This is a genomic window from Nitrospira sp. BLG_1 (assembly GCF_047338595.1).
Lineage (GTDB): Bacteria > Nitrospirota > Nitrospiria > Nitrospirales > Nitrospiraceae > Nitrospira_D.
Genome location: NZ_JBLFBO010000001.1, coordinates 375,425 through 402,330 on the forward strand (window position 1 = coordinate 375,425; position 26,906 = coordinate 402,330).

Below are 26,906 nucleotides of genomic sequence, written 5' to 3' on the forward strand. Positions count from 1 at the left end.
TCTATGGAATCAGCCACAAACCATCAGGCCCAAGCTCCCCCTCTGCATGATGACGTGGGTAAACTTCCAAGCGGTTCGACTCCAGCGATAACCGCTCCTTCTCAGCGTATCATCCGGTGGTTGCAGACGCTGACGATTGAACAACGAGTTCTGACAGGATTCAGCCTCGTCTTTGTGGGAATTCTCATCATTAGTTCGATCTCGTATCATAATACCAACGGTTTGCTGAGAAACAGTGGGCTCGACGGTCGAAGTCATGCGTTGATCCAACTGCTTGGCAGCATTGACGTTGCGATGGGTGAGGCTGAAGGTACGCATCGACGGTATCTTGTGACGGGTGAACCGGCCTATCTTGAGGCCTATAAGCGGGTGATCGCTCAGAAACCCACCTTTACGACCTATCTCAATGAATTGACCCAGGATTCGCCCGAGCAACAGCGGCGTGCCGGAGAGCTCAATCGATTGATGGAACGTCAGGCAAGCGCTGAGTCAAAGGCGATCACGCATGTTCAGGAACGCGGCATCCAATCCGTCAGGAAAATGGCATTGGAGGGAGCTGGCAGGCGCGAACTCGACGGGATTCATCAGATTATCAGTGAGATGGATGCGTATGAACGACAAGCACTGAAACGGCGGGTCATCGAATCCGCCGCAAGTACACGCCATACGATCATGTTGTTAGCCGTCGGTGCCGGTTTACAACTGGTACTGCTCGCATCGGTCTACTACCTGATTCGCCATGATATCACTGAGCGCCGCCGTGTGGCCGGTGAGCTACAACGCCGAGGAGAACTCCTTGAGGCTGCCAATAAGGAATTGGAGGCATTCAGCTATTCGGTGTCTCATGATCTTCGCGCGCCATTGCGACACATTGACGGCTATGCCGCCCTCCTGCGCAAAACCGTGGATCAATCGCTGAATGAGAAAGCCGCCCGCTACTTACAGACGATTTCCGATGCCGCAAAGCAGATGGGCCAGCTGATCGATGATCTGCTGGTGTTCTCTCGCATGGGTCGCCAAGACATGCTGCAGACGACTGTGAACATGGATCAGCTGATCAAGGGCATTCTGTCGGATCTGCGCCTTGACTTGCACGGGCGTCAGATATCATGGACAATCGCGTCACTACCTGAGGTGAAGGGCGATCCTTCCATGCTTCGACAGGTGTTCATGAATTTACTCACTAATGCACTGAAGTTTACGAGTACCAAGCCGATGGCCTCCATTGAGATTGGAGTGGGACCTCCCAGTTCTGATGAGGTGGTTGTCTATGTCCGTGACAACGGTGTGGGGTTCGATATGCAGTATGCTCCAAAATTGTTTGGGGTGTTTCAGCGGCTGCACCGGGCTGACGAATTTGAAGGAACAGGGATCGGGCTTGCCAATGTTCGTCGCATCGTTCATCGTCATGGAGGTCGGACATGGGCCGATGGGATCCCTGATAAGGGAGCCACCTTTTATGTTGCACTACCCAGAGGGGGGATCAAAGGATGACGATTGCCAAGCCGATTGTGCTCGCTGAAGATAATCCCCGTGATGCAGAACTTGCGCTGGCTGCAATGGAGGAAGAGCATATATCCGATAAAGTTGTCCTGTGTCACGACGGCGCCGAAGTGTTGGACTATTTGTACTGTCGAGGACACTTCAAGACACGCTTGAAAGGGAATCCCGCGGTGGTGTTTCTTGACCTGAAGATGCCAAAAGTTAATGGGCTGGAGGTCTTGCGCACCATCAAAGCGGACACCAACTTGCGAGCCATCCCCGTCGTGATGTTGACGTCGTCTCGAGAGGAGAGAGATTTGGCCGAGAGTTATACGCTTGGCGCCAACGCGTATGTCGTGAAGCCTGTGGAGTTTCAGCAGTTTCTATCAGCGGTCAAGGAGCTAGGGGTATTTTGGGGTGTGATCAACGAGCCTCCTCCCGAAAGAGCCTGCTCCCATCAGTAATCTTTCCATGAAGACTCCGCTACGAATAGTCCATCTTGAATCCTGTGGTGATGACGGTGAACGTATCGGCACGATATTGACGGATGGTGGGATCGCTTGTGCCATCCACCGTGTGGAGACGCAACTGTCATTTACTGCAGCTCTTACTGAAGATCAGCCGGATCTTATCCTAGCTGAATTTCATACGCCTGGCTGCGACGGGGACAGCGCGTTCACCTTGGCGCAGAAAGCGGATTCTCGCGTACCATTCATCTTTGTGTCGACATGCCTTCACGAACCGCTGATTACTGAACTATTGAATCGGGGGGTGACTGATATCATCCCCAAAGATGCATTGGGACGTTTGATTCCTGCGGTACGGCGGATCTTGAAAGAGCAACAAGAGCGGGACGCACGACGAGAAGCGGAGGAAACCCTCCGCGAGCATCAAGTGCAACTGCGCCACATTCAGAAGTTGGAAGCCGTCGGTCGTCTTGCCGGGGGACTGGCCCACGATTTTAACAATCTGCTGACTGTGATTCTTGGGCATAGCCAGGCGGTGCTCAACGAGCTTGATGTGGCTCACCCATTGAGAATGCAAATCCAAGAAATGCAACATGCTGGCGAGCGAGCGAGGGTGCTCATTCGTCAATTGCTCATGTTCAGTCGAAATCGACCGTCAGAGGCAAAGGTCATCAGCCTCAACACCCTCCTGGATGATTTTGAATCCATGCTTCGTCGAGTAATCGGTGAGGATATCCAATTGACTCTGAGATTGTGTCAGGATGATCTTCGTATCAAAATGGATTCCGCGTTGGTCGAGCAGATCGTGATGAATCTTGCCGTAAACGCGAGAGATGCCATGCCGAATGGAGGCAGGCTGACACTCGAATTACAGTCGACACACCTTGGCCGATCTCCACGGTATCACCTGATGGACTTGTCGTCCGGTGAGTATGTGAAACTGTCCGTGTCCGATACGGGTTGTGGGATGTCCCCTGAGGTGCAAGCGCAGATGTTCCAGCCGTTCTTTACGACGAAGGATGAGGAGAAGGGAACAGGATTGGGACTCTCAACCGTTTTTGATATCGTGACTCAGGGTAGCGGTGGATTGGACGTGACCACGACGATTGGTGAAGGGACATGCTTCGACGTGTACTTTCCCCGTATTATGACAGAGATTGACGCCTCAACCGACGCGATTAGGGGTACGACGCCGCTGAGAGGGCATGAAACCATTCTCTTGGTTGAGGATGATGACGCAGTGCGACTACTGATTCGGGACGAACTGCGCAAACTGGGATATCGAATCGTTGAGGCAAGAAATGGTATCGAAGCGTGCCTGGTCGCCACCCCGTATATGGGGAAGCTCCAACTGCTGCTGACGGACCTTGTGATGCCAGGCATGAGCGGGACGGAACTGGTCCGACATCTTCGTGTCATCAAACCGGAATTGAACGTTCTCTTTATTTCAGGATATGAGGACGATCTGGGAGTCGCGGCTGGCGGTACAGCCATGGCCTATCTACAGAAGCCGTTCACAACTGAGGCGTTGGCTGGGGCGATTCGGCAACTCCTTGACCGAACACCGAGGGCGCAGATACGCGCAGGATGCGGCGCCGGGGGATCGGAACAACCCCAGACGTTCAGTCCATCATGATGCATAAGTGGTACACCCGCTTCTGGTCACGGTCGCTGATGTGGTGGGCTCATGAACCGCAGCTGTCAGTGGCGATATAGTATCGTGCAATGGGTCGGACTCGCCGTTTCGGTCGTGCTGCTCCTGCCTGGCTTCTGTTTTGCCCAGCATATTTCCTGGGAACGCCTTTCCGATGGTCTCATGGTGTCCGTCTGGAAACCGATGGACTCCTGTCCCACCTTGCCAACCATGTTGGTCGTGGACCTCGATCCCGAGCGCACGAGGTTCTCCGTTCACCATTATGCTCAGGATGGGTTCACGCAGCCGCCAAAAATCTGGGAGTGGCAACAGCGAACGGGCCATCAGCTCGTGTTTAATGCAGGGTTATTTCGTGATGACTTCGCGTACCTTGGTCTGCTGTACCAAGGTGGTCGTTCAGTGGGAAGCCGACGCCACAATGTATGGCAAGGGTTGTTTGTGGCAGAGCCGGCTGTTCCTGGCCTAAAGAAGGCGCGGGTATTCGATTTGGCCTCTGACCGGTTCGATGAAGCTCAGCCCGTCTATGCAGAAGCGGCACAGGCCCTGATGTTGCTCGACCAATCTGGTAAGATCCGTGTCCGCGATTCAGGAAAGCATGCCTACCAAACGATTGTGGCTGAGACCGATAAGGGGCATATTTTGATCTTTAAGAGTCTTGGCGTGGTGCCGCTCTACGACATTGGCCGCTGCTTCAAGGAGACGCTCCCCACTGTGCGTCGGGCCATGGCGATGGATGGAGGGTCCTCCTCTGATCTGCGCATCGTGGAATCGCTGTGGGAAAGAGATCTGCATAGTCAGGAAGGAGATTCATGGAAGAGTCTGTTCAGCGGCAGCACGAATTTTCATATCCCGCTGCCGACCGTGATTGGGGTGAGTCCCAGATGATCAACTCTTGGTTAATCGCCGTTGGCACGATGGTTGCTCTCCTACTGGGAGGCTGTGCCGATGGAGCCAAGATTGTGCAGGAACATGACATGGGTGGGGTCGTCATCTATCCGTTCAAGGAAGGGCAGGGACCCATGCTCTCGGCGTTCCGAAAAGAGGGGTTAGACCTCATGAACGAGAAATGTAAAGGCAGGTCGTACTCCATCGTGCGCGAAGGGGAAGCAAAAGGCCGAACCAGGGTGGTGAGCCCCCTGGATGGAGCCCAAGAACTGGTCGAAGAGCATCGCTGGGGTATTCAGTTTGAGTGCAAATGAACCGGTGACATCGCACGTTGGCTGAGTTTAAGAGGGTTTCCTCGTTACGTCCATCAGATCCTGAATGGTTAAGAGACTCCTCAGGTGAATCCTTTCCTTCTCAATACGGGCTTTCCCGTCCTGCTCTTGGCGATCGACTATTACCAAAGCGTGATCCACTTGAAGTCCCGCATCCCGTGCCGCCCCTACCGCTTTCAGTAGTGACCCGCCACTGGTGAGGACATCATCCACGATTACGACTCGGTCGCCAGGGCGAATGCTTCCCTCGATCAACTTTCCTAACCCATGATCTTTAGCTTGTTTGCGGACGACGAACGTCCTCCATAGTTTAGGTCGGGAAGCTGCACAGGCGAAATCAGAAATGGTCACGGCGATGGGGATCGCTCCGATCTCAAGACCACCTAAACAGTCGAACTCGACTCCGACGAGGGCGTCATAGGCCAGTTGGGCAACCAGTCGACGAGCTTCCGGATGGGCCATGAGAGCCCGACAATCGACGTAGAACGGGCTGATTTCACCTGAGGCCAGCTTGAACCCATTGGTATGATCCCACTTAAAGGATCCGGTATCGTGGAAGGCTTTGGCCAGTTGTTCTCGAAGAGTCACGAGAAGGTCTCCCCATAAAAAATGTGATCGACGGCGGCATTCTACACTGACTGGCCAACCGCATATAGACCTTTTATGTCGTCCATGGAACGGGGGAGAATCGTTGTGGCTGGTTGGCTAAGATCTTCACGATGAGCGTCACAGGTTTTCTGTCCATCAAGATCAAGAGACAGGGGATGCGAGCGGGCCGCGAACGCACCAGACGGGGTAGGTATAGATCTGAAGAAAGCTGAGCACGTTCCCGAGGAAGGCATCAACGTATTTGGCGTAGGATGGCTGGTTCGCCTCGGAAACGACCGTCCAATACGATGTTGGCTGGATGTTCAGAAACGGATGGCCTGGTGGAATATTGGGGATCGGAGAGTCCACAGCAGGTCCCACCAAGCTGCGCATTTCGGCTGGTGCCGGCAACCGCCACCCTCTTTGGCCGCCGGTGACTCTTTTGGCACAGGTGAGGCGGGCTTCGTTCCAGGTGACGCTCGTGGCTTGTGGTGCGATCTCCCATATGAGACTGGTATCTTTGTCCAACACCGCTTCGTCACGGAATTCCGACAAGATCAGGAAGCGTTCCGCTGAGGGATGTGCTTCCTGCCAGTTCTTGATGATATCCGCAATCAGCGCGTCTTTTTGGCTGGTTGGCCCAGTCAGGAACTGGAATCCAGCAATGCCAAGTCCGACGATGAGGATCACCAGTAAGAATCTCGCCGCAGCCTTTGGTAGCTTCACATTCGTCTGAGGAGAAGGAGGATCTCGCAGGGCCATGGGGCACATGTTACGGTATGCCGTTGTACAGGATCAACGATGACGGTTTGTATGCTGATCGCGCATCCATGTCTGGCTGAACTTTTTGAGGTTACAGGAAAAAAGAAATGAAATCCGATTAGCGAACAAGGAAGTCCGAACTGGTAAGGAGGGACTGCTATTGACAGGGCGTGAGATTCGCTGTGTCTCAAGTCGAAAGGGGAGATGGCGACTAACTGATTGATAGTAATGATACAATTAGACGTCTGCGATGCCGGTGACAGTATTGAAATGATATCTTCTATGAGTGTAAAATCTGACTCTAGAAGAGGAGCGTAAGGGAGAGGTGTTACTACCTATACGACGTGGTAGCGGTTCGTAATGGTCGGGTGAGAATTTATTTTGCGGAAGGAGGAACATATTATGGCAGCATCAAGTGAGCGGGGCTATGACGTCTCGCAGTGGTACGATTCGAAGCCGGTGAAGATCGGCTGGTTTGCGATGTTGGCGATCGGGGTGTTTTGGGTGGTGTATCAGCGGACCTTCGGGTATTCGCACGGGTTGGATTCGATGACCCCGGAGTTTGAGTCGGTGTGGATGGGGCTGTGGCGGTTTAACATTGTGGCCAACGCCATCTTCTTTGCCGTCTCGATCGGGTGGATCTGGGTGACGCGGGATCGGAACCTGGCGAACCTGGACCCGAAGCTGGAGCTGAAGCGGTACTTTTACTGGATGGGGTGGTTGGTGTGCTACATCTGGGGCGTGTACTACGCGGGGAGCTACACGTTGGAGCAGGATGCGGCGTGGCACCAAGTGATCATCCGGGACACGAGCTTTACGGCGAGCCACATTGTGGCGTTCTACGGGACGTTCCCGCTGTACATTACGTGCGGCGTGTCGAGCTACCTGTATGCGCAGACGCGGTTGCCGCTGTATAGCCAGGCGACGTCGTTCCCGTTGGTGGCGGCGGTGGTGGGGCCGATGTTCATTCTGCCGAACGTGGGGCTCAACGAGTGGGGCCATGCGTTCTGGTTTGTGGATGAGCTGTTTGCGGCGCCGTTGCACTGGGGCTTTGTGACGTTGGGCTGGTGTGGATTGTTCGGGGCGGCAGGTGGCGTCGCGGCGCAGATCGTGAGCCGGATGTCGAATCTGGCGGACGTGATCTGGAACAACGCGCCGAAGAGCATCCTGGATCCGTTCCCGGCCCAGGTGCAGGGCGCCAAGAGCGTGTACTAAGTAGGTCGAGTAGCAGTGAGATCGAGCGGCCCGGAACTCCCCAAGGGGTTCCGGGCCGTGTCGTTTCTTGGTACGAGGAGGCTAAGGTATGACGTCGCATGCTTCTGTTAGAGGGGTGGGTATTTCTACGGGAGTTGGAGACTATATGGTTGGTTGTGGGGCGCGGAATAGATTTGTGTCGAGAGAGGAGAGGGCTGATGTCTATTGATCGAATTTGTCCGAGCTGTAGTGCTGAGAAGGTTCAACGAGTCGGTGACATTATCCGAACCGCTACGTCGAATAAGGCCATCAATGATATCCCCAAAGCATACTACCCTCCGAGAGCCCCTTGGGCCTATCTCCAGGGGTTTCTGCTTGGGATTCCAGCAAATGCCGCCGTCATGCTCAGCATGGGTCCCGCACAAGGATCAGAATCGCAGATGGCTGTAGCGGAACTTGCCTCATCGCTTGCTTTTTTAGGCGTCTGGGTGGGTTACGGGCGATTGAAGACGAAGAATTATAGTAAGAAGCTCGATGATTGGAAGGAAACAGTCGCCTCTAAATTTCTTTGTCATAAATGTAGTCATGCGTTTGAGGGATAGGCTTCTTTTCGACTGTGTTGCCGAAGGCGACCTGTTTCTCCGACCAGATTACGCCCCCTACAATGAGGCTCACTTGTAAAGAGCTGCAAGGTGCTCTGAATCCCGATATTGTGTCAGTCCAGGCGATCTCACAGTGTCTTGAGGAAGAGGTTGTTGGGTAGGTTCTGGTTTTCCGATTCCAATGAAAGGTGAATGGAACCAGCAGAATCAATCAGGCATACCTGGGAGTCAGAGGTTATTATCGGGAGCAAGTGGTGTTCCCAGTGTCGACGCTGGCCAGTGTTGTGATCCCGTTTTCCGGATGAATTCCGGCCCGCGCCGCATAATGCGATCAAGGAGCAGATTCGGAACGGTCTGGGCCGGAGATTCTTTTTGCGTTTCGATCAGCGCGAGCCGTTTACCAGCGATCGCGCTTTCCACCACGACCACCGCCGCCACCGAAACCACCACCACCAGAACGCTCCATTGGCTTCGCTTCATTGACGGTTAACGTGCGGCCACCCATGTCTGAGCCATGGAGCGCCGTGATCGCGGCTTGCGCCTCAGCGTCTGAGGACATCTCCACGAAGCCAAATCCACGCGACTGTCCCGTGAACTTATCCGCAATGATCTTTGCAGAGGCCACCGTGCCATGCGCCCCAAATGTTTCAGTCAATTGCTGCTCGGTCACCGAATACGGCAACCCACCGACGTAAAGCTTTGAACCCATCGTGGGGTCCTCCTGTAATGATGACATTGTCCATGACGCGAGAGGACTTCGCAAAAGGAAGGCGCGACCCAAGGCTGGTACTGCGTAACGGGGCTCAGGTTAGACTTCCGATCACAATCTCGGCAGGCACAACATCGGTAATAGGCCGTCTTGCGCTCGTTTCATGCGTGGCCTGACGCGATGAAACAGGTATAGTGTATCAAGATACGACAGCAATAGATAGTGTTCCTTGCTGCTCAGGCGTTCAGTCATTTGTTTTGTGGACAGCAGATCACTCAGCTTGACAGTAAATTTGGAGTGGAAGCTGCCCCTGAAGGAGTTTCCAGAGGTTTGGCTTGCATCGGCTGAAAAGGCTGGTGTCCCAAGCTAGCACGGATTGGAACCGTATGTGTGCATGGTTGAAACAACTGGAATCGCTTCAGCAATTAGTTGGTAGTACCCCTGAATCGAACAAATTCGGCCTAGAAACAAGGCATTCTGAGTGTCAGGGGGCTATGCTCGTGTAATCCCTTTAGTGATTAGAATCCTTCGGGTGAGTAAAGAGACAGCTTCTTATGGATGACTCGAATAGAGTTAAATAGAATGCCATTCTGGAAAGGCAGGCTCGAGACTGGTGGACGGCAATGCGGCTCACCGAACATAGCGAGCCCAAAGCTCGGGCGGTTCTGTCGAGAGACGCAGGAGACAGGGGAATTTCAGCATAATGGCCTCCGTACTTTCTAACACTCCGTCTAGAGGGTATGATCCTATCCTGTGTGATTTCTGTGAGATTTGTGTGCTTTAGTTTATGATTGAGTTCATTGGGCTGATTCTTCCTGTCATTTTTGTTGTTGCCGCCATCCGCTACTATAGGCGTCGTGGGTATCGCGGACCCCAGATAAACGACGCAGTACCTCCGCAACAATCGTCTGTATATCAGACTGTTCGATCTGCTGAACCATCTTCCGAGTCCTCCCCGTCAGTACCGGATACAGGGGCTGTGAGAGGGATCGGAGAAACCGGATGGTGGTTACTCAACCCCAACAGTGATGCTCCCATGACGGTTGCCGGATTGGACAAAGAACAGGCTGAGCAGCTTAAGCATCTCTTGGATCAGGGATACCTAGAGGCACCATATCAGCATACGAAGGAAGTCCTGGCATTTTTGCTCCGCACGAATGCTAGGTGGGGAGAATTAGAGGACTATATCGAAAAGGCGAAGGCGCTCTATCAGCGAGTAATTGCGGATCAGCAACAAGCATCGGCAGAGTGGAAAACAGCTGGCAACCGGGATCGGGACGATCTACTGGCTGAATTCCGACGAACGGCGATCAATTCGCTGGAGGTACGGCCATATGCCGACTTAACGGTGTTACTTGAGGATGTACCTGGCGATACGACGATTGATGACCTGCTGTTGGAGCAGTATGGGTTAGAGGCGCTCCAACTGTATCTTCGCTATGTCCGACCCCTGAATCGGGTACGTTTAGTGTCGGTGGATTCTCGAGAACGATCGGGTTTTGAACAATTGGTGAAACTGGGTCTTGCCCGGCGGGGAACCGAGATTCCCGTACAAGACATCTTGGAGATCTGCACACTCAAGCAGCTGGCCGACCTAGTGACCGATCTTTCGGCACCTCCATTTCGACGCAAGCGCACTGCCATCGACTACTTGACTACCCTCCCGGACATTGAGGCGCGTCTCGGACGGTTGGTGGCCTTTCGGGAAGTCTTTCAACTGCTAGCGTTGCCGGAGCGATTTGCGCATATCAATTTAGAGGAGCTGGCGCAGACATGGCGACACACGCACGAGGTTGCGAATCTGATGCATCGGACCTATGTTCTCGGTGGGTCGTCTGCTCAACGTCGGACGACTTTTTTGGCCATGACTAAGGGAGATCCTGTCTACTGGACCTTGCTTGCTGGGAAAGATGATATGACTTGTCCATGCTGTCAGCGAGCGGCTGAGGTCGGTTATCGACGGGAGGCCGCACCGAGACTGCCGTTACATGTAGGTTGTCGATGCTCCGTCCTTCCTATAGTCGGGACCCCGCCAAATTCTTTGAAAATGTCCAGCACTCCGCCTCAATGCAAATTACCGGCGGTCACGAAGTCTTTCTCTAGCATTGCTCCGGCTCGTACAACCACGCTACTGATTGATTGCCAGACCGAAACAATCCAGGCGCGGAAGTTGTCTCAACATGGGAAGGCACGGTTTGCTCTGCCAGATGGTTTTGAAGGGACGGTGGAAGAGGTCGCGTTACATCATTATAGGCAAACTGGATGGCATGGTGTATGGGGGGAGAATCATCTCTGGTGGATGATAATGGCACTGTTATTCTGGGATGTTTATTTTGCCGATGTGCCAGACGCGTGGGACCCGCTCATGAAGAAGTCCGGATTGCAATTAGATATGCCACGAGATTTATTCACCCCAAAGTTTTATGAGCGTCGCAAGCATTTAATCGCAGACCGGATTATTGCATTGAAGCAACTCGATGTATGTAGTGAATTGACAAGAACGTATTCTGCACATGTAGGCACCCCCTGCCGACCAATTGAACAGTGGGACAAGTTCTCGCTCAAGATACTCCAAGAAATCGTATCCCAGGTACCCAGAGAAGTGTTCCTGTCTGTACTCCAACGGTTGCTGGAAAACTTTAACCGTAACCGCGCAGGGCTACCCGATTTGTTTCTGTGGAAGGATGGTATTCAGGTATGGGCGGAGGTCAAAGGCCCGGGCGATACACTCTCTGTCGTCCAGGAAGAGTGGCTCAGTTTCTTGCATGCCCAGGGAGGTGAAACGAGGATTATTCGCATCGTAGATCAGCACAGCCCGTCACCTAAGTGACCAACACCATATGGCTGTCTATTCAGACAGAGCATTCTATATTAGAATGGAAATGGAATGGGATTTGAGAAGGGTAGACGAAAGACAGGTGGCAGAAAGGTCGGCTCTTTAAACAAAGCGACCTTTGCGATTCAGGAAGCTTGCCGACAGCAGGGACCTATGATGATCAGTCGCCTGATAGACTTAGTGAAAAGCCGAGACGGGCATATATCGATAAAGGCTATGAAGATTCTGCTCAATTATGGGTTTGGGAGGCCATCCGAAAGCATCCAATTGAGTGGAATAGATGCGGCCTCGTCCTCCCCTCATGTTGTGTTTTACTTGCCGTACAACCCGAGGCATAAACCGGCCTAGGTATCTGGACTTCGTTGGGGGTGTCCGAAGGCCCCCAGCTATTGCATGTTAGCGTTTTATCGGTGGTAAGTCCGAATGGGACAAGTAGACATTCCGTACATGATAGAGTATCATGTTGCAATGACAGCAAAGATTAAGCGAATCAATGTTGCCTCAACAGACGATTTTTTTACGGCAGAGGAAGCAGGGGATTTTCTTGAGATACGACCCGCAGTGGTTCGTAACTACTTGGCCGAAGGAAAGTTGACTACATATAAGTTCAAGTCACTGACCCTCGTGAAAATAGAGGAATTGATGGAGTGGAAAAGTACCCGAGGTAGACGGTAAAGGAGGTCCTAGTATGCTGACAATTCAAGAATGCCTCAAGTTTCTTTCTACCGGCTGTTCACTAACTAGTACCGAAGTAGAAATGCTGAGAGATGAACTCTATGCTATCGCGCAGGTGGGCCTACGGGGTCTGCCGCAATGGGGAATCTTTCCCGAGGGTCTCCGTTCGACTTCAATCTAATCGAAGGCTGTTAGGATGGGCATCAGAGTCGTTATTTATACACGAGTTTCTACGAAGGAACAGACTAAGAATCTTAGTCTGCAAACGCAGAAAAAGGCCTGCACCGAATACTGTCTCAATCATGGATATGAGGTTGACCGCATTTTTGTAGACGAAGGAGAGTCTGCGAAGACCACTGCGAGGCCGGAATTTCGAAATCTTATGGAGTATTGTCGAGTGAATAGAGGCAAATTAGAAGCGGTTGTGGTGTACAACCTCAGCCGTTTTTCTCGAAATACCGGTGATCATCTGACAATTAGGGCGCTTTTGACTAGCTATAGAATCACACTGCGTTCAGTAATAGAACCTACCGACGATACTCCGTCCGGAAAAATGATGGAAACCATGATTTCCGCTATTGCCCAATATGAGAACGATGTGAAGGCGGAGCGGACGAAGGCCGGAATGAAGGCCGCGAAAGAATGTGGCCGATGGACCTTCCAGGCACCGATTGGTTACCTGAATGCTTCAGATCCGATGGGAAAACCGACTTTGACCGTTGATCCAGTACGCGGACCGTTAATCAAAAAGGCATTCGAACTGTATGCTACCGGGGCATATTCAAGAAACGAGGTGCTCAGGAAGGTTAGTGATCTCGGACTTCTCACTCGGGGAGGAAAAAGGGTTAGCGCTCAGACCTTTAGCAAGATACTGCGCAATCGTCTGTACGCAGGCTGGATTGAGTTACCTCAGTGGGGCGAAGCCACGCGAGGTAATTTCCCCGTGCTAACGTGCTAATAAGTGAGGAGATGTTCATGCAGGTGGGATTGGTTCTAGATGGCAAGCGACCAACCGTGACACCTCACGTCCGTAATCACCCCGACTTTCCGTTACGTCGGTTCGTAGCCTGCGGTAAGTGTGGGAAGCCCCTTACGGGGTCATGGTCTAAGGGACGAGGTAAGCGTTACCCCTATTATCGCTGCCCCAACACTCGATGCAAGGGTGTAAATGGCCGCAAAGACGATGTAGAGCGGGAATTCCAGCTGCTTCTGAAGAGACTCCAGCCCAAGCCGGAATACTTGCGTCTCTTCAATGCGGTAGTACTCGACGCATGGAATAAAAAGCAGGCCGATACTCTGCTGGAACGAGTGACCGTAGAGAATCAACTAAAGGTGCTAAACGAACGGAAGGAGCAGTTGATTGAAGCGTTTGTGTATAAGGGGGCAATAGACCAACCTACATTTCAGGGGGAACTCGATAAGATAAAGGAAAAAATGGCCCTAGCCGAGATCCATCTAAATGAGGTGAAGCACGAGGAGCTTGATGCGGAATCAGTCCTGAACTTCTCGCAGTACATCCTTATCAATGCGGCCAGGCTTTGGTCCGAGGCATCATTGGATCAGAGGCAACGACTTCAGAGAGTGCTATTTCCGAATGGATTAACGTTTATGGAAGGGAGTTTTGGAACCACCAAAACGTGCTTAGCTTTCAACCTCTTAGAGAGCTTTTCCCCCTCAAATGATAGTGTGGTGTCCCCAACGGGATTTGAACCCGTGTTACTGCCTTGAAAGGGCAATGTCCTAGGCCAGGCTAGACGATGGGGACGTGACCACAAAGGTCAGGAGAGAATGGATACCACATTCCGAGCGGCGCTGTCACTAGGAGACCTAGCCTGGCTGTTATGGAGGTCTGATTCGCGAGAATTGATCTAGTCCGTCTGTTTTTTGAGGTTGCGTAGAGTGTATGCGGAGTTCTATTCAAGTGCGGGGGGTGTAGAACGGTAGCTCTCCCTCCATGGCAGCAAGGGGACGGTGGGCTTGGTCCTTTCGTGAGAGGATCGGTTGAGTCACCGGCCAGGTAATTCCTAAAGCCGGATCGTTCCAAAGGATCCCGCGATCATCCTTGGGGGAATAATAGGCGGTACATTTATAGAGAAAGCAGGCGGTATCGCTGGTAACGCAAAAGCCATGCGCGCATCCAGGGGGAATGTACATTTGCTGCAGGGTTGATCCGGATAAGACGATTCCATACCATTTGCCGAATGTGGGTGATCCTTTCCGGATATCGAGGACCACATCGTATACCGTACCTTCCAGGGCCATCACGAGTTTCCCTTGGGCATTGGGTTGTTGGAAATGCAGACCTCGTACGGTGTTGCGAATAGACCGAGAATAGTTATCCTGAACGAAGTGTTCCGTAATACCCGCGTCACGGTATCGCTGTTCGTGATAGGTTTCTGCAAACGAACCACGATGATCTCCCAAGAGGGAGGGTTCCAGTACGAGGACGCCAGGAATGTTGATAGAAGTTACATGCATGACACTGCCTACTCCGGATCAGGGTTTTGTCCGGGCAGCAGGCCGGTTGAAGGATCAAGGCTTCCTGACGTATCGGGATACAATTGCCCCAAGCGGTCTATTAACGGTAGTGCCTCAGGTGTGGTATTCATCCTAGGGGCACTGACCGGATGATCCCAGACGAGGGTGGAGATATTGGCTTCCTGGAGCAGAGACCGGATCGTAGACGCGCAGGCCTCAAGTGTGAGTTCAGTCCCCGCGCGAAGATCAAGAACGCGATCTTGAAGATTAGTCGGGGGTGGCTCCGTATGAAGGAGTCTCCAGCAGCGATCGAAAATTGTTTGGCGAAGTTCTTTGGATAGGTTGATGGTCGTCAGATCCGCAGTGCACAGTGCCGACACGAATAAGACAAACTGGAGCTCAGGCATTCCTGGATGCTCGACATCGAGAGACGGCATCCGCTCATTATCCGTACGAATCTTCAGGGAGTCAACTGTCGGTTCCGTAAGTGTGCTTTGTTGACCCGGTATAGGAGGGAAGAGAGGAAAAATGGTGACGATTGCTCTGACCGGACAACTCCAAACCATGGATGGGGAGTGTGATCTCGCCTGCGAAATCGATCAGGCGCTGTCCGTTCGACAACTGATTCAGCGGCAGGGTGTTCAATTGCGTCATTTACTGCAGCTATTACGCGAAAAAAAGGTGCTGGTCACGATCAACAAGAGAATTGCGAGCGAAGATTCGCTTGTGCACGATGGGGATGCGATTCGTCTCATCGGCCATGACGGGATGGGTGGGAGCGGGCTTGGCCCTACGCATTTGTAGAAGGAGAAAGCGTAAGTGACGAGGGGGATCGAAACCGAACCTGTTTCGATCCCCCTCATAAAACAAGGCTGTATGCAGCGGATGATCAAACTGGCTGCTGATCAAGCACTGCAGCAACGCCAGGACAGGAGCCTGTATTATTTCTTGCCGAGAATCGCGTCCTTAGCTGCCTTCGCCACCCTGAATTTCACCACGCGCTTTGCGGGGATCTTGATCTCTGCGCCGGTTTGAGGGTTCCGCCCGATCCGTGCCTTGCGGTTGGCCAGCTTGAGTTTACCGATACCGGGTACGGTGAAGACATTTTTCGCCTCACGATACGCTAAGGCCGCCAGATCATCAAGAATCTGGACTGCCCCTTTCTTTGTGATGCCAGCTTTCCCGGCGATGTAATCAGCAATCTGGGACTTGGTCATTGATTTTGCCATTCGTAAACCTCCTTGAGGGTAAGGAATGAAAGAAATTATGGTTCGTGTGACGCGACTCGCACAGAAACATTCCGCCAGAGAGTTGGGAGCGCCCGAATGTCCGCTCGTGCTCGCCTTATGAAAGTCGGCGAGAGTGTAGCCAAGAGTCGAAAGAGTGTCAACGAGAAAAAGCGCGACTGGCGCGAAGAAATGCGTACGCGGCCCTTGCGGATCCTGCAAATGGAAGGGTACAGTAGGGCTAGATGGACTTCAGGGTCAGCGTAAACGGCTCTTGACCGTGGATCAGGTGAGATGGGTAAAGACCTTCCTATAATATCCGTAGGTACATCAAGCTCATCTTCGGAGCAGCCTGATAACTTTCTTTATTCCCGAGTCTTCTGTCAAAAAGAAAACTCACCTCCCCTCGGCCTGTTGCTGGAGTTTCTCAGGTCTCGTGGGCAGGTTCCGGTCCTTCCGAGCAACCTGGAGGAGGGCCTGCTTCAGGAGTGGGCCTGGGTTCAAGTGGCGTTGGGCTATCAGCGGGATCGGAAACCGATCCAGGTCTTTTGTGTACGCGATCGTGGAAGTTACCGAGATGTCTATGACCAGGAGAAGCAGCAATTTCTGGATGTCCTCACGGCCTATGCCGACGTAGAGGCGCAATTGGCGTTGGAGTATGTGAACCGATGCCGATTTATTTTGACGACGCGCATGGTCGAAGACGATGTGACGGATGAAGGCTATGATTTCAATGGCTGGATTCTTGAGTTCTACCAAGAACAGTGCAATGGGATCGTACAGATTGACCGACAGGGGTTCTATTCTCCCAAGGGGGAATTAATCGTCGATCTGTCGAGTTCGTCCGAGAGTTGATGTGACGCAGGCGCCGAGCTGGCAATCTCTCCCGTTATTCGAACAAACGGCACGATGGTTTGAACGGGCACACGCGGCTCTGCTCGGCGAATTGCCATGTCGTCAGGGCTGTTCCCATTGTTGTGTGGGGATTTTCCCCGTCACGGTTCTTGATCAGCAAGTCATCCAGTTGGGGTTGAGTACGCTATCCGACTCTCATCGGAACCGAATCGTGGAGACTGCGGCAGCTCAGATCACCGACCTGACGGCCGCGGTACCCCAGCTGCTCACGAATCGGTTTGTCGATCACTGGTCGGAGCAGGAATGCGAACAGGTGATCGACCAGTGTTCTACCTGGCCCTGTCCTGCGTTAGAAAGTGATGGAGGGTGTGCGATCTATCAGTTTCGGCCGCTCGTGTGTCGATCTATGGGAATTCCTTCGGAGGATGATGACCATGTCAATGGCGCCTGTGCAGTGCAAACGTCGATTCCATTGATTCGACTCTCGAAAGCCCTTCGTGAGGAGGAGGATCGTCTGGCTGTGCTGGAAGCGGACGAACTTGAGGCCTTGCGCCACCAGCAAGGAGAGGAAGGAGAAGAAATGCTCCTCCCCTTTGCCTTCATACTAGAAGCATCGTCGCAGGCAATCTCGGCCTAGACAGCATATTTCTCGCTATGCTAAGGTAACCACCCTTGGTTATGGGAGCGCCTGTAGCTCAGCTGGATAGAGCATCAGCCTCCGGAGCTGAGGGCCACAGGTTCAAATCCTGTCAGGCGCACCAAACCGCTTCTTGTAATCGGCATCGACAATTCAATACCCGGTGGGGCCGTTAGCTCAGTTGGTAGAGCAGCTGACTCTTAATCAGCGGGCCGTAGGTTCGACCCCTACACGGCCCACCATTTCACATCAACTAGCTCTGCATCCGTCTACTGTCTCCTTGGTAGTGGAGGGGAATGCGTTGCATTTTTGGCATTTGCCAGAGATGTTCTCCTGATAGACGGTCCCAATGTTCACGGCGTTTACAGTGAGGCCTTCTCTATCTATTCAATTGTTTTGGCAAGAGTGCCGGCGATAATCTCATTTCCTTCCCGAGTTAAGTGGGCCTGAATGTCGAAGTAATGTTCTTTGGGAATCTTTAAACGTGAAAGATCAACAAAGCAACTGAGATTAGATCCTGCTCGTATAATGTAGGGATATACTTCCGTTATACTTTCAATATCATGCAATGTAGTCTTAGGATTTAATCTCTCGGTAAAGAACGATGAGGGTTGTAAAATACAATAAAAATTGGCGCCTCTGCTCTTTACTAACTGTTCAGCTGCTCTCCAATTATTAATTATAAAATCACTAACTGCTTCAGCCGTCACGTGGTTAGTGCAATCCGAGTGTGAGTCCGACTGATGTACTCGACGTGATTTAATTTGTTCATAGAGCGCGTAGATTGATGTTTCCCTGACAAATGCCGTAAGTCCAAACAAGAGAGAATGTCGCCCGTACGGAGTATATGAAGTAACTGACAAGGCATCATTGATCTGCTGTTCTCGAGCATGTGCCCCTACCATACCTGGATAGCATCCATACACCGCATCGTTGTATCCATCATAAAATACAACTGAATCTCCCTTTTGTATTTCACTTAAATTAGAAATCAGCCTATTTAAAGATTGTCTATTTGTCCATGCGAGCTCCGCATAATTGATAGAATTCAAGCCCGTCCTTTTTGTAAATAACGATGGAATGGCCCCATCATCTCGTACTCCATATCCCCACATGGTGGAGCCACCAAAGAAATGGATTGTGTGTGCGGTATTAGATTTAACTGGGCTCCCTGTAACTCTCAACCCTTTCCCGGTTATATTGATATACCTCCCATGAAACTCCTTTGATTGCCAGCCGACATGCGATTTATAGGGGATATTGGCTGTCCCTTGATATTCAGTAAAAAACTCCAACTGTTCTGGATCAAGGGATGGAAGATCCTTTGGGGTCGAAGATGCCTCCAGTTGTGCCTTGGCTGTAAAAACGTACGCACACAACTCTGCTAGTCCTGCCATCATCATGGTGATTAACAAGATAATTGATACCGTACCTACGTTCTTTTTTATGGTCATAATTGATTTGAGCGATGATTTCCACTGTGGAATAGTTCCATTCACGCGGAGTCCCTCTTTCTTGTAACGGGGAATAATCCCATCAAGGAGTCCTTCTGCTGTCTGCTGCTATTGCTTTGCATGTATCGCCCTTGCTTCATCATATCGGTATACATTGCCCGCGGGCGGATAAAACCTTCTAGTGCGCGTTTGCTTTCCCGCATACTCGGGAGTATGAGCTCGCTCTGTGTGTGGAGCCGACACGGGTGCTCTATGTGCGACGGCCTAGGTGACCAGCACATGCCGAGGCTGAAGAGTCATCTTGATGCCTCCTTTCGGCCGCAAGGTCACCATAAGGTAAGGTTCTACCTTGTCTTGTGCCAATTGCAGATCATAGTGTCGGCCAATCAAGGCTAGCAGGAGTGGTCCTTCAACAGACGCGAAATGAAGTCCTACGCAGGTGCGTGGTCCTGCACCAAACGGCATGTAGGCGTAGCGAGAACCTGGGCGCTTGTCATCCAGCCATCGCTCCGGCCGAAATTGCTCAGGGTCCGTCCAAAAATCTGGATGCCTATGGAGATTGTATGAGCCGACCAAGACGAAGGCGCCTTCCGGCAGGGACAGCCCACCGACCGTCGTATTCACCGCGGCTTTGCGGTGAACCGCCGGTGCCGGTGGATAGAGACGGAGTGATTCCTCGAAGATGGCGCGCGTATAGGGAAGCCGCTCAAGATCCTCGGCGTTGGGGGGGCGTCCCTGGAGCACTCGGTCCACTTCCTCATGAAAACGTGCTTTCGTCTCGGCGTGAGTCGCCAAGAGATACCATGTCCAGGAGAGAGCATTGGCGGTCGTCTCGTGGCCCGCAGCAAAAATGGTCAACGCTTCATCCCGCAGCTCTTGATCGGTCAGGCCCTCACCGGTTTCGTCGTCTCGTGCCTGAAGCAGCAGATCCAGGAGGTCATCATGGTGTGCGCCGCTCCGGCGCCGTTCCGCGAGTAGGCCATACATCAGCCTGTCCATGAACCGCATCACGGAATGAAATTCACGGTTGCGGGCAGTCGGCACCCACAGGGGGAGGGACAGGGGATTACTGAACGAGTCGAAGGCATACTTGATACTGACTTGGAGGGCATGACTGATTCGATCGGTGTGTTGGGTCATGCTGGCGGTGAACATCGTTTGTGAAATGACTTCGAGGGCCAGCTGCATCATTTCCGCAGCAATGTCGATGGTGTCTCCTTCCTGGTCTTTCCACGAAACCAATCGTTGCTCGCCGACCTGGGCCATGCGATCGGCCATCGCGGCCATCCGAGAGCGGTGAAAGATCGGCTGGATGATGCGGCGATGCCGTTTCCACACTTCACCAGAACTGGTTACCAAGCCATTGCCCAGGACTAGGGCAAGGCCATGTGGTTTTCGAGGATTGTAGACCTTCACAAAACGATCCGACTGTTTGACCAGGATTTCTTCGGCGAGGTCAGGATGACTGAACAGATAGAATGTCTTCGGACCAAGCCGGAAGCGGATCGCATCCCCGTGCTGCCGCCACCAGGCCGAGAGGGACTCCAGAGGACGCTGCCTAAACGCACCAAGGTGACCCAGCAACGGTACTGCTCCGGGAACATCGACTAAGGTGAAGGAGGAAACAGAGTCCGACATGAGAGCAGGGACCGTATCACAGTGGGCGAGAGGCATCAAACAGGTATGGATTAACTCGGACCTTTGATCTGGCTGGCCCAAGAACAACTGCTTATGAATTTGTGTGATCTACCGCAAATGCAGTGAGATGGAGTTAAAACCTATTGTGGTCATCACGAGTGTCTGCATTGAATAGCTCATCGTGATGCGATGCCCCAATTGGAATTCGATGATTGAGGGGCAATGTCGCGCACTGCTCGCCTCTCTTGCTGGCAGGTTTTTAACATCCTCACACCACTCCATGTCCCTATTTGGGGGCTGTTCGTCGAGAAAGAGTCAGTTTGGTGCACGCACCAATGCTTTCCAGGCTCATCCGCAGTTCATTTTTAAAGACAGGAAAGTCCTCTGCTACAGAACTCGCCAGTGCTGAGTTTTGCCTTCGGTGAGACGAGTTATGCTACGTACATACTGCCGGGTAGGGTTTGCTCCGAGAAGCCCCAACCGTACGTCAACAATGGATTCGCTTGTAGTCGTCCTATATCGTACGTTACGATGTCGAAATAAGCATCGCTAAATTGAATTGATGATACACGGATAGGAGGATGTCATGAGGCATACGCACATATTGACGGCCTTGGCGATCTTCGCCGTAACCGGAATAGTCAGCCAATCTCCAAACCTTGCCCAGGCGTGGCAGGGGAATGACATTGCGCATCTCAGTGGGATCATGAAGAGTGCTGCTGTTGCAAGTGTTGAGCAGCAGTCGTTGATTCACAAGGTGGGAGCTGACAGCTATTCCGGTGGTTATTCAGGGATGTCAGGAGCCGACATGAAATCTGGCACGGCACCATCGTCTCAAGGGGGCGTATCAGGTACTCAACCCCGTTCGACGGGGGACTATAAGTTCAGTGCACCCGGTAACGACAGTCGATATGGCTCCGGCCCTTCCAACCCCTCAGACAACTACTTTAAGAAGGAATCGTCTGGATCCTCGACTGGACCTTACGGTGGGTCCATCTATGGTGGGCTCCCGTCGACGCCGAGTGCAGATCCGATGATCAAGGATTTGAGTCGGTAAACCGTCAATAACGGCAGAGGGGGATATGGATGGAGGAGCGAGGAGCTTCCTGAGACCTGAGGTCACTCCAGTTTTGCGGGTCCTCTACTTACCCAGATAGGCTTGAGAGCCTCAGCTACTTCTGATGCGGCTGGTAAGGGCGGACCTACTTCTCTCATGATGGTTTTCTTGGCCAGAGCACGTGTAGCGTGCTGAAGGAGATCTTACTCCGCATCCTCCTCGCAGCCTGCTACCTTGGCCGTCATGAATTTGTGTGTCACTCCGTCCGGTAGCTCTTCAGTTACAGTCAGGACCGTGATTTGAACTTGCCGTGTACAGGCCCCTTGGGAAACGCATCTTAGGATGGTATCCTGAGCTCTCGGTGTCTATTCGTCTTCACCCGTTATACCCGCATGATAGGAGTGCCCTGCTCAGGGGAAGCAGTATCTATGGCCGATTCTACACGCACCCCCCCATTTGAAAAGCAGGATCTTTGGGCGAAGGATCTGACAACCATGTCTGGGGTTCGGCGCCTGAGCACTCAAGTGCTCAGGCTGGCTACCGCGGTCGGGATGGAATTCCGTCATCGCTTGCTCGATGCTCGGGCGGCCGGGCTGGTCTATGCGACGTTGTTGTCGTTGGTCCCATTTCTCGCCGTCATGTTCTCGGTGCTCAAGGCCTTTGATGTCCACCACGTCATCGAACCTCTCCTGGCTCAGGTGTTGGAACCGCTGGGCCCAAAGAGTCACGAGATCACGGCCACGCTCGTGGGATTCGTGGATAATATCAAGATCGGTGTGCTCGGCGTCGTCGGCATCGGCGGTCTCTTCTACACGACCTACTCACTTATCGACAAAATTGAACAGGCGTTGAATGCGATCTGGCAGGTGAAGCAGGGGCGTACCTGGGAACGAAAGTTTGCCGACTATTTAAGTGCGGTCCTGGTGGGGCCGGTGCTCGTCATGAGCGCGTTCGGGATGGTGGCGTCGCTTCAGAGTCACAGTCTGGTCCAGCGACTTGTGGGCATGGAACCGTTCGGGACGCTGCTGGTGTGGGCCGGCGAAGTGATTCCTTTATTGATGCTCTGCGTGGTGTTCACGTTCTTTTATAAGGTGATTCCCAATACCCACGTCCATATCCGCTCGGCTGCTGTCGGTGGTGTCTCGGCAGCCACCCTCTGGATCATGGCAGAGGAGATCTTTGCCAAATTTGTTGCAGCCTCAGCCAACTACAGCGCGATCTATTCAAGTTTTGCCGTGCTCATTCTGTTTCTACTGTGGCTGTATACCGGATGGATGATTGTGTTGATCGGGGCGCAGTTCTCCTTTTTTCATCAATTTCCGACGGCTTATTTGTCTCGTCTGCTGTGGGAACAGGGGACCTACGTCTTTCGTGAACAACTGGCTCTCAAAGTTTTACGAGTCCTGGGACATCACTACCTGAAAGGCGATCGTCCGTTGAAACTACCCGAGCTTTCGAGCGAATTGAACATGCCTTTATCGCTGGTTGAGGAGGAGGTCGAACGTCTTGTGGCCAATGGATTCGTGGGTCGTCTTCAGGAGCCGGAAGGGTTCAGCCTTCTTAAAGCACCGGATCTGATTTTCGTGAAAGAGGTGCTCAACTCGGTTCGCAATGGCACTCCGCCATGGATCGTCCCTCACCTGGAGGCCAGTGATCCGGTGTCGGCGCTCTTGCGCCGTCGTGATCAGGCAGTGGAGCGCGCGCTGGCCGGGGAAACGATAGAATCACTCCTACATGATCGCTCGCCGTTTCAGTCGACTGAGTCGTAACGAGCTGCGGAAGAGTCTTCTTCCCTGCGGTGGACTTAAGAAACCGTTCTGTTCCCGGTTGTCAAATCAAGTCTGAAAGGGGATCCTGCGGTCTAGGGCTGGTGCTCAGATACCGCTGTAGCCTTGTGTTGACCGAATGAGCGCACGTAGAGCAGAACCTGCCAGGCTTCCTCTTCGGTCAGGATCAGTGGGATAAATGGCGCCATTGCCGTGCCCTTGCTGCCGTTTTTCAAGATCCAGAGAAGCTCACCATCGGTTCTAGCCGTCTGCCATTCCTTGTCGGTGAAATTGCGAGGCAAAGGACCCTTGAGCGTTCCCGGCTCTATGTCCGCTCCTAGTCCCTTGCCGTCTCTTCCATGGCAGGTGGCACAGAACGCCTTACCCTCAAACAGCCTTTTCCCTTTGTCAATCGTCTCCTCCGTAGCCGGTAGCGGATTCTTCCATGTCCTTACCTGTTGGAGCTGGTCCACTGGCACTCGGGGTTTCAGGATTGCTTCATCAGCCCCAAAGGCGGACATGGCTGGCAAGCCCAGGACCGACAGTAGCGCAAGCAGTAGATATGCATTCATGTCCATTTCTCTCGTTTTCTCATCTGGCAGGATCATCGGCTCAACGATAGGGGTCGGCCCAATCCGCGGAGGATCAAGCCGACCCGCTGGAGATGATGAGTCTATTTATCTGAATATCCAGGGAATTTGTGTCCCAAGGACTGCGGGAAACTCACAGTTCCATCAGGGAATTCCTGCCCATGCTGCCACAGTTGGTACACGATACCGTCTGTCCCTGCAGCTATTTCTACGACCTTGGCGGCCTGGTCAGCAGGCATATCCAGTACTTGAACTCGCCCGGTCGCGACCTCCACCTTATGGTCGTGGAAATGCCGGTGCCATTGAATGGCCGGGAGCTTTCGTGTGAGGTCCTTAGCGATGAAGTACTCGACCGCGACCAGCGGAGCCTTTGGATCGGTGGATTCGAAGAGCAGACATTGGAGGATCTTATCGGAAATACCCTTGCAGTAATGATGGAACGGGCCACCTGGAGTTCCATCTGCCATCATATGAGGCGCCTGGACATGAATGTCGTATCCGACTGCGGGACCGGCTGGTTCCCCGCTCACGGCTTTTTGTGTGGCAAGGCTACTACATCCGATGGCAACCAGTGCAAATGCGGCTAAGAGCCCTTGTCTCATTGGAATACCCCCTCGTCGGTTTGAGGAGCCTTCTCCTAGCCCATCTAGGGAAAGAACAACCTCAGTATTCGATAGGGCATTAGATAGCACATGACTGAAAAGGATTCGAAGAACTTTAGGAAAAAAGAGCTGCCAAACGTGAGGGAAGGTTTGGTGCGAATTACGATGGCAGGACCGGAGAAGAAGGCGAGTTCGATTTGGTTGGAGTAATGAGTTGTTGGGCTTGAGACGGAATCTTTCCCTGGGCATCCATCATCTCAAACATCAAACAACACTTCAGTCTCCCGCAGACGCCGAGCAGGCGTGGATCATCGATCGGCAGGTCCATTTTCTTGGCCTGCTTGGCAGTGACTGGTTTCACGTCGGTGAGAAATGATGCACAACATAAAACCAGACCACAGGTATCGATTCCACCCAGCCGCCGAGCTTCTTCACGGACCCCGACCTGGCGCATTTCAATTCGACCGCCAAACCGCCGTGCGAGGTCACGCACGAGCTCTCGAAAATCGATGCGTTCATCCGCCGTATAGACAAAGGTGAGCTGTCGGCGGTCTATGGCTCCATAGACCTCGACTAGTTTAAGGCGGACGTTCAGATCGGCAGCTTTCGCTTTGCAATAGCCGGCAGCCTCCTCAGAGAGGCGCTCCAGTCGAGCAATCAACTCGGCTTCCTCGGAGTCCGGCTTGCGCAAGATGGATTTCATGGCTCGCATGGGTGGAGTAAACGGGGCTGAGTAGGGCGTCGTGTAGACGATACCGTAGGTCACCTCACCGTCGGCCTCGAGTAAGACGGGATCACCGTGCGAGAAGGGCAGCCCATTGGATCCCAACTTTTTGACTTCGCCACGGTTCCGAATCTTGACGCCAACAAGGGAGACCCATGTCGGCCAGGGAGTCAACACATCATAGTCCACAGGGGATTCCATGCGTTGATCATACACAATTGCCGTGCGTGGGGGAAAGGGTCGACGCTGTGGAGGGGATAAAAGTTCCAACAGCGGCGTTTCCTCTATGGATATCGTAACATATGAATATTATAGAAGAAAAACACCAACACTCGAGCGATCTGCTTGTGGTAGGCTAATCTACCAGTGTGAGGAAGAGGGAGTGGACCATGGGGACCATGTTGAAAGAGCGAAAGAAGATGCTCCGAATTCCCAATCAGGTGGTCTTGCCGTTTGGCTATCGCATCTCGGTTCGGCAGTTATCGGATGCGGAGATGGACAAGCGTGACCCCAACGCCGACGGGATTTGGGACGATGACACGAAGACCATTTATGTACGAAAACGGCTTCCCGTGACCCGCCGCCGCTATATTCTTGCCCACGAGCTCGGTCATGCGTGGTTGGACTGGCAACATCGGTATATGGACGATGGGAAAGCGAGTATCTAAGATCCTCACCCGTCATCTTCCGGCCAGATGCAGAATGTGTTTCCATTCGCCCGACGTGACAGGCTGAACGGAGAGCCGAGAACCTTTCCGCAAGAGAACCATGTCCTTGAGTTGAGGGTCTTTCCGCAACTCGTCCAATGTTAACGGTTTAGGAAAGGTTCTGACATATCTGATGTCGACCATGTCCCATCTTGGTTCGGTGGGTTTGCTTGCCGGGTCGTAGTGCTTGTCCTTCTTATCGAATTGTGTTGAATCCGGATAGGCGGTCCTGACGACTGCTGCAATACCGACGACTGCCGGGGGATCAGCGTTACTATGGTAAAACAGAACGTGATCATCGACCGCCATCATGCGCATAAAATTGCGAGCTTGATAATTACGCACCCCATCCCAACAGGTCCTCTGGCCGGGGGCTTGTGCGAGGTCGTCAATCGAGAACGTCGTGGGCTCGGATTTCATCAGCCAATACCTTCTAGGAACCATTCCTATCGCTCCCTTCACATGAGCCTCTACATGGGTGTGTTCACTCCGGTAGTGCCCTAGACCTGAACTACGGACCGACTCCGTGCCCTGAAGGCTCAATGTTCTTCTCCTGAATTAGTATTGATAAAATCGATCAGCGCACGATAGGTCAGTTCCCTCACGATTGCCTTTCTCGGACTCTGGCCGTCAAGATTGGCCTCCAGCCAGACTCGGTCCGAGATTGGCGAGAGGCCCTCGTTACAGAGATTCCACATGTCGTGGAGAAAGCCATCAGGCAATCCGACTTGAACGCCTTCCGATTCAATGCGGTCGTCCAGCAAGGCCAAGAGGTCAGAAATGGCCTGGTCAGGCCGGTACGGTGCAGTCGTAAAGCCAAACTGTTCTTGTGAGCGTGCTTCTTGAGTCGCCTGATCGACGAGATCCTGCATGTATTCTTTGAGCAGCCCGATGACATGACCGGAAAAAGTTTTCGGCGACTCCATGCGTCATTATCGAGCTTCTATGAAGAAGGAGCAAGCTGATGGACTAGAATCGTGGGGTGA

General features: G+C 52.8%; 30 protein-coding genes and 3 tRNA genes. 18 read left to right on the top strand and 15 right to left on the bottom strand.

The features are described 5' to 3' along the window. The first annotated feature begins 54 nt into the window (after positions 1-54). The 5 genes from ACMTNU_RS01805 to ACMTNU_RS01825 are packed head-to-tail and all read left to right on the top strand — an operon-like array spanning position 55 to position 4,802. Positions 55-1,494 (top strand): sensor histidine kinase, encoded by a 1,440-nt coding sequence (locus ACMTNU_RS01805; RefSeq protein WP_413933483.1) that lies wholly within the window; start codon positions 55-57, stop codon positions 1,492-1,494. Then, positions 1,491-1,946 carry a response regulator gene (locus tag ACMTNU_RS01810; RefSeq protein WP_413933484.1) on the top strand — a complete coding sequence of 152 codons (456 nt, stop codon included), beginning with the start codon at positions 1,491-1,493 and terminating at the stop codon, positions 1,944-1,946. The genes ACMTNU_RS01805 and ACMTNU_RS01810 overlap by 4 nt, the downstream gene beginning before the upstream one ends. A gap of 7 nt (positions 1,947-1,953) precedes the next feature. Then, a complete protein-coding gene (locus ACMTNU_RS01815) occupies positions 1,954-3,585 on the top strand; it encodes a response regulator (RefSeq protein ID WP_413933485.1) in 1,632 nt (543 codons plus the stop codon). A 51-nt stretch (positions 3,586-3,636) separates the two neighbouring features. Beyond that, complete coding sequence (locus tag ACMTNU_RS01820; RefSeq protein ID WP_413933486.1) at positions 3,637-4,488, top strand: phosphodiester glycosidase family protein; 852 nt, start codon at positions 3,637-3,639, stop codon at positions 4,486-4,488. Further along, positions 4,485-4,802, top strand: a complete 318-nt coding sequence (locus ACMTNU_RS01825) for a hypothetical protein (protein WP_413933487.1) — start codon at positions 4,485-4,487, stop codon at positions 4,800-4,802. Before ACMTNU_RS01820 ends, ACMTNU_RS01825 begins: the two co-directional genes overlap by 4 nt. A 27-nt stretch (positions 4,803-4,829) precedes the next feature. Here ACMTNU_RS01825 and pyrE read toward each other — a convergent pair whose 3' ends face one another. Both pyrE and ACMTNU_RS01835 read right to left on the bottom strand, forming a co-directional pair. After that, entirely contained in the window at positions 4,830-5,408 is a 579-nt protein-coding gene (gene pyrE / locus ACMTNU_RS01830; protein WP_413933488.1) for an orotate phosphoribosyltransferase, read from the bottom strand. A gap of 162 nt (positions 5,409-5,570) precedes the next feature. Beyond that, complete coding sequence (locus ACMTNU_RS01835; protein WP_413933489.1) at positions 5,571-6,170, bottom strand: DUF1566 domain-containing protein; 600 nt, start codon at positions 6,168-6,170, stop codon at positions 5,571-5,573. A 402-nt stretch (positions 6,171-6,572) separates the two neighbouring features. On the opposite strand from ACMTNU_RS01835, the gene amoC reads away from it, so the two are divergent. After that, the gene (amoC, locus tag ACMTNU_RS01840) at positions 6,573-7,385 is read left to right on the top strand and encodes a bacterial ammonia monooxygenase, subunit AmoC (protein WP_413933490.1); all 813 of its coding nucleotides are present in this window, start codon (positions 6,573-6,575) and stop codon (positions 7,383-7,385) included. Between the two features lie 197 nt (positions 7,386-7,582). After that, positions 7,583-7,966, top strand: coding sequence for a hypothetical protein (locus ACMTNU_RS01845; RefSeq protein ID WP_413933491.1), 384 nt, complete (start codon positions 7,583-7,585; stop codon positions 7,964-7,966). Positions 7,967-8,194: 228 nt separating this feature from the next. Here the strand turns inward: ACMTNU_RS01845 and ACMTNU_RS01850 are convergent, their stop codons facing one another. Together ACMTNU_RS01850 and ACMTNU_RS01855 are read right to left on the bottom strand one after the other, a co-directional pair. Next, complete coding sequence (locus ACMTNU_RS01850; RefSeq protein ID WP_413933553.1) at positions 8,195-8,419, bottom strand: hypothetical protein; 225 nt, start codon at positions 8,417-8,419, stop codon at positions 8,195-8,197. Beyond that, positions 8,364-8,675 carry an RNA recognition motif domain-containing protein gene (locus ACMTNU_RS01855; protein ID WP_413933492.1) on the bottom strand — a complete coding sequence of 104 codons (312 nt, stop codon included), beginning with the start codon at positions 8,673-8,675 and terminating at the stop codon, positions 8,364-8,366. The genes ACMTNU_RS01850 and ACMTNU_RS01855 overlap by 56 nt, the downstream gene beginning before the upstream one ends. A gap of 979 nt (positions 8,676-9,654) precedes the next feature. Here ACMTNU_RS01855 and ACMTNU_RS01860 point away from each other — a divergent pair. The 3 genes from ACMTNU_RS01860 to ACMTNU_RS01870 all read left to right on the top strand — a co-directional run bounded on the left by ACMTNU_RS01860 (position 9,655) and on the right by ACMTNU_RS01870 (position 13,914). Next, positions 9,655-11,505 carry a VRR-NUC domain-containing protein gene (locus tag ACMTNU_RS01860; RefSeq protein ID WP_413933493.1) on the top strand — a complete coding sequence of 617 codons (1,851 nt, stop codon included), beginning with the start codon at positions 9,655-9,657 and terminating at the stop codon, positions 11,503-11,505. Between the two features lie 877 nt (positions 11,506-12,382). After that, entirely contained in the window at positions 12,383-13,144 is a 762-nt protein-coding gene (locus ACMTNU_RS01865; protein WP_413933494.1) for a recombinase family protein, read from the top strand. A gap of 17 nt (positions 13,145-13,161) precedes the next feature. Next, complete coding sequence (locus tag ACMTNU_RS01870; protein ID WP_413933552.1) at positions 13,162-13,914, top strand: zinc ribbon domain-containing protein; 753 nt, start codon at positions 13,162-13,164, stop codon at positions 13,912-13,914. Here ACMTNU_RS01870 and ACMTNU_RS01875 read toward each other — a convergent pair. From ACMTNU_RS01875 to ACMTNU_RS01885, 3 genes are all read right to left on the bottom strand, one after another. Continuing rightward, positions 13,874-13,951, bottom strand: a tRNA-Glu gene (locus ACMTNU_RS01875). The two genes, ACMTNU_RS01870 and ACMTNU_RS01875, sit on opposite strands and share 41 nt — an antisense overlap. Before the next feature lie 152 nt (positions 13,952-14,103). Next, a complete protein-coding gene (gene rfbC, locus ACMTNU_RS01880) occupies positions 14,104-14,664 on the bottom strand; it encodes a dTDP-4-dehydrorhamnose 3,5-epimerase (protein WP_413933495.1) in 561 nt (186 codons plus the stop codon). Positions 14,665-14,672: 8 nt separating this feature from the next. Beyond that, positions 14,673-15,101 carry a hypothetical protein gene (locus tag ACMTNU_RS01885; RefSeq protein WP_413933496.1) on the bottom strand — a complete coding sequence of 143 codons (429 nt, stop codon included), beginning with the start codon at positions 15,099-15,101 and terminating at the stop codon, positions 14,673-14,675. A 91-nt stretch (positions 15,102-15,192) separates the two neighbouring features. Between ACMTNU_RS01885 and ACMTNU_RS01890 the strand changes: the two genes are divergently transcribed. Continuing rightward, positions 15,193-15,468 carry a MoaD/ThiS family protein gene (locus ACMTNU_RS01890; protein WP_086425782.1) on the top strand — a complete coding sequence of 92 codons (276 nt, stop codon included), beginning with the start codon at positions 15,193-15,195 and terminating at the stop codon, positions 15,466-15,468. Positions 15,469-15,605: 137 nt separating this feature from the next. On the opposite strand, the gene ACMTNU_RS01895 is transcribed toward ACMTNU_RS01890, so the two are convergent. Beyond that, complete coding sequence (locus tag ACMTNU_RS01895; protein WP_090744510.1) at positions 15,606-15,893, bottom strand: HU family DNA-binding protein; 288 nt, start codon at positions 15,891-15,893, stop codon at positions 15,606-15,608. Positions 15,894-16,184: 291 nt separating this feature from the next. On the opposite strand from ACMTNU_RS01895, the gene ACMTNU_RS01900 reads away from it, so the two are divergent. The 4 genes from ACMTNU_RS01900 to ACMTNU_RS01915 all read left to right on the top strand — a co-directional run bounded on the left by ACMTNU_RS01900 (position 16,185) and on the right by ACMTNU_RS01915 (position 17,624). Further along, on the top strand, positions 16,185-16,745 hold the full coding sequence (locus ACMTNU_RS01900; RefSeq protein ID WP_413933497.1) for a hypothetical protein: 561 nt from the start codon (positions 16,185-16,187) through the stop codon (positions 16,743-16,745). Position 16,746: 1 nt separating this feature from the next. Then, positions 16,747-17,382: a YkgJ family cysteine cluster protein gene (locus ACMTNU_RS01905; RefSeq protein ID WP_413933498.1), complete on the top strand. Its 636-nt coding sequence runs from the start codon at positions 16,747-16,749 to the stop codon at positions 17,380-17,382. A gap of 47 nt (positions 17,383-17,429) precedes the next feature. Then, a tRNA-Arg gene (locus tag ACMTNU_RS01910) sits at positions 17,430-17,506 on the top strand. A gap of 42 nt (positions 17,507-17,548) precedes the next feature. Then, positions 17,549-17,624: transfer RNA gene (locus tag ACMTNU_RS01915), tRNA-Lys, on the top strand. A gap of 141 nt (positions 17,625-17,765) precedes the next feature. Here ACMTNU_RS01915 and ACMTNU_RS01920 read toward each other — a convergent pair. Both ACMTNU_RS01920 and ACMTNU_RS01925 read right to left on the bottom strand, forming a co-directional pair. Next, positions 17,766-18,881 (bottom strand): hypothetical protein, encoded by a 1,116-nt coding sequence (locus ACMTNU_RS01920; protein ID WP_413933499.1) that lies wholly within the window; start codon positions 18,879-18,881, stop codon positions 17,766-17,768. A 219-nt stretch (positions 18,882-19,100) separates the two neighbouring features. Continuing rightward, positions 19,101-20,474 (bottom strand): cytochrome P450, encoded by a 1,374-nt coding sequence (locus ACMTNU_RS01925; protein WP_413933500.1) that lies wholly within the window; start codon positions 20,472-20,474, stop codon positions 19,101-19,103. Positions 20,475-21,060: 586 nt separating this feature from the next. Between ACMTNU_RS01925 and ACMTNU_RS01930 the strand changes: the two genes are divergently transcribed. Next, positions 21,061-21,531 carry a hypothetical protein gene (locus ACMTNU_RS01930; RefSeq protein ID WP_413933501.1) on the top strand — a complete coding sequence of 157 codons (471 nt, stop codon included), beginning with the start codon at positions 21,061-21,063 and terminating at the stop codon, positions 21,529-21,531. Positions 21,532-21,959: 428 nt separating this feature from the next. Further along, on the top strand, positions 21,960-23,300 hold the full coding sequence (locus tag ACMTNU_RS01935) for a YihY/virulence factor BrkB family protein (protein WP_413933502.1): 1,341 nt from the start codon (positions 21,960-21,962) through the stop codon (positions 23,298-23,300). A 92-nt stretch (positions 23,301-23,392) separates the two neighbouring features. On the opposite strand, the gene ACMTNU_RS01940 is transcribed toward ACMTNU_RS01935, so the two are convergent. The 3 genes from ACMTNU_RS01940 to ACMTNU_RS01950 form a co-directional block, all read right to left on the bottom strand. Then, positions 23,393-23,869, bottom strand: coding sequence for a c-type cytochrome (locus ACMTNU_RS01940; RefSeq protein ID WP_413933503.1), 477 nt, complete (start codon positions 23,867-23,869; stop codon positions 23,393-23,395). Positions 23,870-23,970: 101 nt separating this feature from the next. Further along, positions 23,971-24,489, bottom strand: a complete 519-nt coding sequence (locus ACMTNU_RS01945; RefSeq protein ID WP_413933504.1) for a DUF1264 domain-containing protein — start codon at positions 24,487-24,489, stop codon at positions 23,971-23,973. A 160-nt stretch (positions 24,490-24,649) separates the two neighbouring features. Then, entirely contained in the window at positions 24,650-25,414 is a 765-nt protein-coding gene (locus ACMTNU_RS01950; protein ID WP_413933505.1) for a stage 0 sporulation family protein, read from the bottom strand. A 188-nt stretch (positions 25,415-25,602) separates the two neighbouring features. Between ACMTNU_RS01950 and ACMTNU_RS01955 the strand changes: the two genes are divergently transcribed. Then, positions 25,603-25,881: an ImmA/IrrE family metallo-endopeptidase gene (locus ACMTNU_RS01955; RefSeq protein ID WP_413933506.1), complete on the top strand. Its 279-nt coding sequence runs from the start codon at positions 25,603-25,605 to the stop codon at positions 25,879-25,881. Between the two features lie 12 nt (positions 25,882-25,893). Here the strand turns inward: ACMTNU_RS01955 and ACMTNU_RS01960 are convergent, their stop codons facing one another. Further along, positions 25,894-26,340 (bottom strand): EVE domain-containing protein, encoded by a 447-nt coding sequence (locus ACMTNU_RS01960; RefSeq protein ID WP_413933507.1) that lies wholly within the window; start codon positions 26,338-26,340, stop codon positions 25,894-25,896. A gap of 119 nt (positions 26,341-26,459) precedes the next feature. Then, a complete protein-coding gene (locus ACMTNU_RS01965; RefSeq protein ID WP_413933508.1) occupies positions 26,460-26,846 on the bottom strand; it encodes a hypothetical protein in 387 nt (128 codons plus the stop codon). Between the last annotated feature and the right edge of the window lie 60 nt (positions 26,847-26,906).

What these genes read in the sequence shown, in the direction of transcription:
- ACMTNU_RS01930 (WP_413933501.1), top strand. Translation starts at nt 21,061, where the DNA reads ATGAGGCATACGCACATATTGACGGCCTTGGCGATCTTCGCCGTAACC.
- ACMTNU_RS01960 (WP_413933507.1), bottom strand. Translation starts at nt 26,340, where the DNA reads ATGAAATCCGAGCCCACGACGTTCTCGATTGACGACCTCGCACAAGCC.
- ACMTNU_RS01955 (WP_413933506.1), top strand. Translation starts at nt 25,603, where the DNA reads ATGGGGACCATGTTGAAAGAGCGAAAGAAGATGCTCCGAATTCCCAAT.
- ACMTNU_RS01935 (WP_413933502.1), top strand. Translation starts at nt 21,960, where the DNA reads ATGGCCGATTCTACACGCACCCCCCCATTTGAAAAGCAGGATCTTTGG.
- ACMTNU_RS01945 (WP_413933504.1), bottom strand. Translation starts at nt 24,489, where the DNA reads ATGAGACAAGGGCTCTTAGCCGCATTTGCACTGGTTGCCATCGGATGT.
- ACMTNU_RS01885 (WP_413933496.1), bottom strand. Translation starts at nt 15,101, where the DNA reads ATGCCGTCTCTCGATGTCGAGCATCCAGGAATGCCTGAGCTCCAGTTT.
- ACMTNU_RS01865 (WP_413933494.1), top strand. Translation starts at nt 12,383, where the DNA reads ATGGGCATCAGAGTCGTTATTTATACACGAGTTTCTACGAAGGAACAG.
- ACMTNU_RS01810 (WP_413933484.1), top strand. Translation starts at nt 1,491, where the DNA reads ATGACGATTGCCAAGCCGATTGTGCTCGCTGAAGATAATCCCCGTGAT.
- ACMTNU_RS01925 (WP_413933500.1), bottom strand. Translation starts at nt 20,474, where the DNA reads ATGTCGGACTCTGTTTCCTCCTTCACCTTAGTCGATGTTCCCGGAGCA.
- ACMTNU_RS01835 (WP_413933489.1), bottom strand. Translation starts at nt 6,170, where the DNA reads ATGGCCCTGCGAGATCCTCCTTCTCCTCAGACGAATGTGAAGCTACCA.
- ACMTNU_RS01820 (WP_413933486.1), top strand. Translation starts at nt 3,637, where the DNA reads ATGAACCGCAGCTGTCAGTGGCGATATAGTATCGTGCAATGGGTCGGA.
- ACMTNU_RS01870 (WP_413933552.1), top strand. Translation starts at nt 13,162, where the DNA reads ATGCAGGTGGGATTGGTTCTAGATGGCAAGCGACCAACCGTGACACCT.
- ACMTNU_RS01965 (WP_413933508.1), bottom strand. Translation starts at nt 26,846, where the DNA reads ATGGAGTCGCCGAAAACTTTTTCCGGTCATGTCATCGGGCTGCTCAAA.
- ACMTNU_RS01825 (WP_413933487.1), top strand. Translation starts at nt 4,485, where the DNA reads ATGATCAACTCTTGGTTAATCGCCGTTGGCACGATGGTTGCTCTCCTA.
- ACMTNU_RS01950 (WP_413933505.1), bottom strand. Translation starts at nt 25,414, where the DNA reads ATGGAATCCCCTGTGGACTATGATGTGTTGACTCCCTGGCCGACATGG.
- ACMTNU_RS01895 (WP_090744510.1), bottom strand. Translation starts at nt 15,893, where the DNA reads ATGGCAAAATCAATGACCAAGTCCCAGATTGCTGATTACATCGCCGGG.
- ACMTNU_RS01890 (WP_086425782.1), top strand. Translation starts at nt 15,193, where the DNA reads ATGGTGACGATTGCTCTGACCGGACAACTCCAAACCATGGATGGGGAG.
- rfbC (WP_413933495.1), bottom strand. Translation starts at nt 14,664, where the DNA reads ATGCATGTAACTTCTATCAACATTCCTGGCGTCCTCGTACTGGAACCC.
- amoC (WP_413933490.1), top strand. Translation starts at nt 6,573, where the DNA reads ATGGCAGCATCAAGTGAGCGGGGCTATGACGTCTCGCAGTGGTACGAT.
- ACMTNU_RS01940 (WP_413933503.1), bottom strand. Translation starts at nt 23,869, where the DNA reads ATGAATGCATATCTACTGCTTGCGCTACTGTCGGTCCTGGGCTTGCCA.
- ACMTNU_RS01845 (WP_413933491.1), top strand. Translation starts at nt 7,583, where the DNA reads ATGTCTATTGATCGAATTTGTCCGAGCTGTAGTGCTGAGAAGGTTCAA.
- ACMTNU_RS01900 (WP_413933497.1), top strand. Translation starts at nt 16,185, where the DNA reads ATGGGTAAAGACCTTCCTATAATATCCGTAGGTACATCAAGCTCATCT.
- ACMTNU_RS01815 (WP_413933485.1), top strand. Translation starts at nt 1,954, where the DNA reads ATGAAGACTCCGCTACGAATAGTCCATCTTGAATCCTGTGGTGATGAC.
- ACMTNU_RS01855 (WP_413933492.1), bottom strand. Translation starts at nt 8,675, where the DNA reads ATGGGTTCAAAGCTTTACGTCGGTGGGTTGCCGTATTCGGTGACCGAG.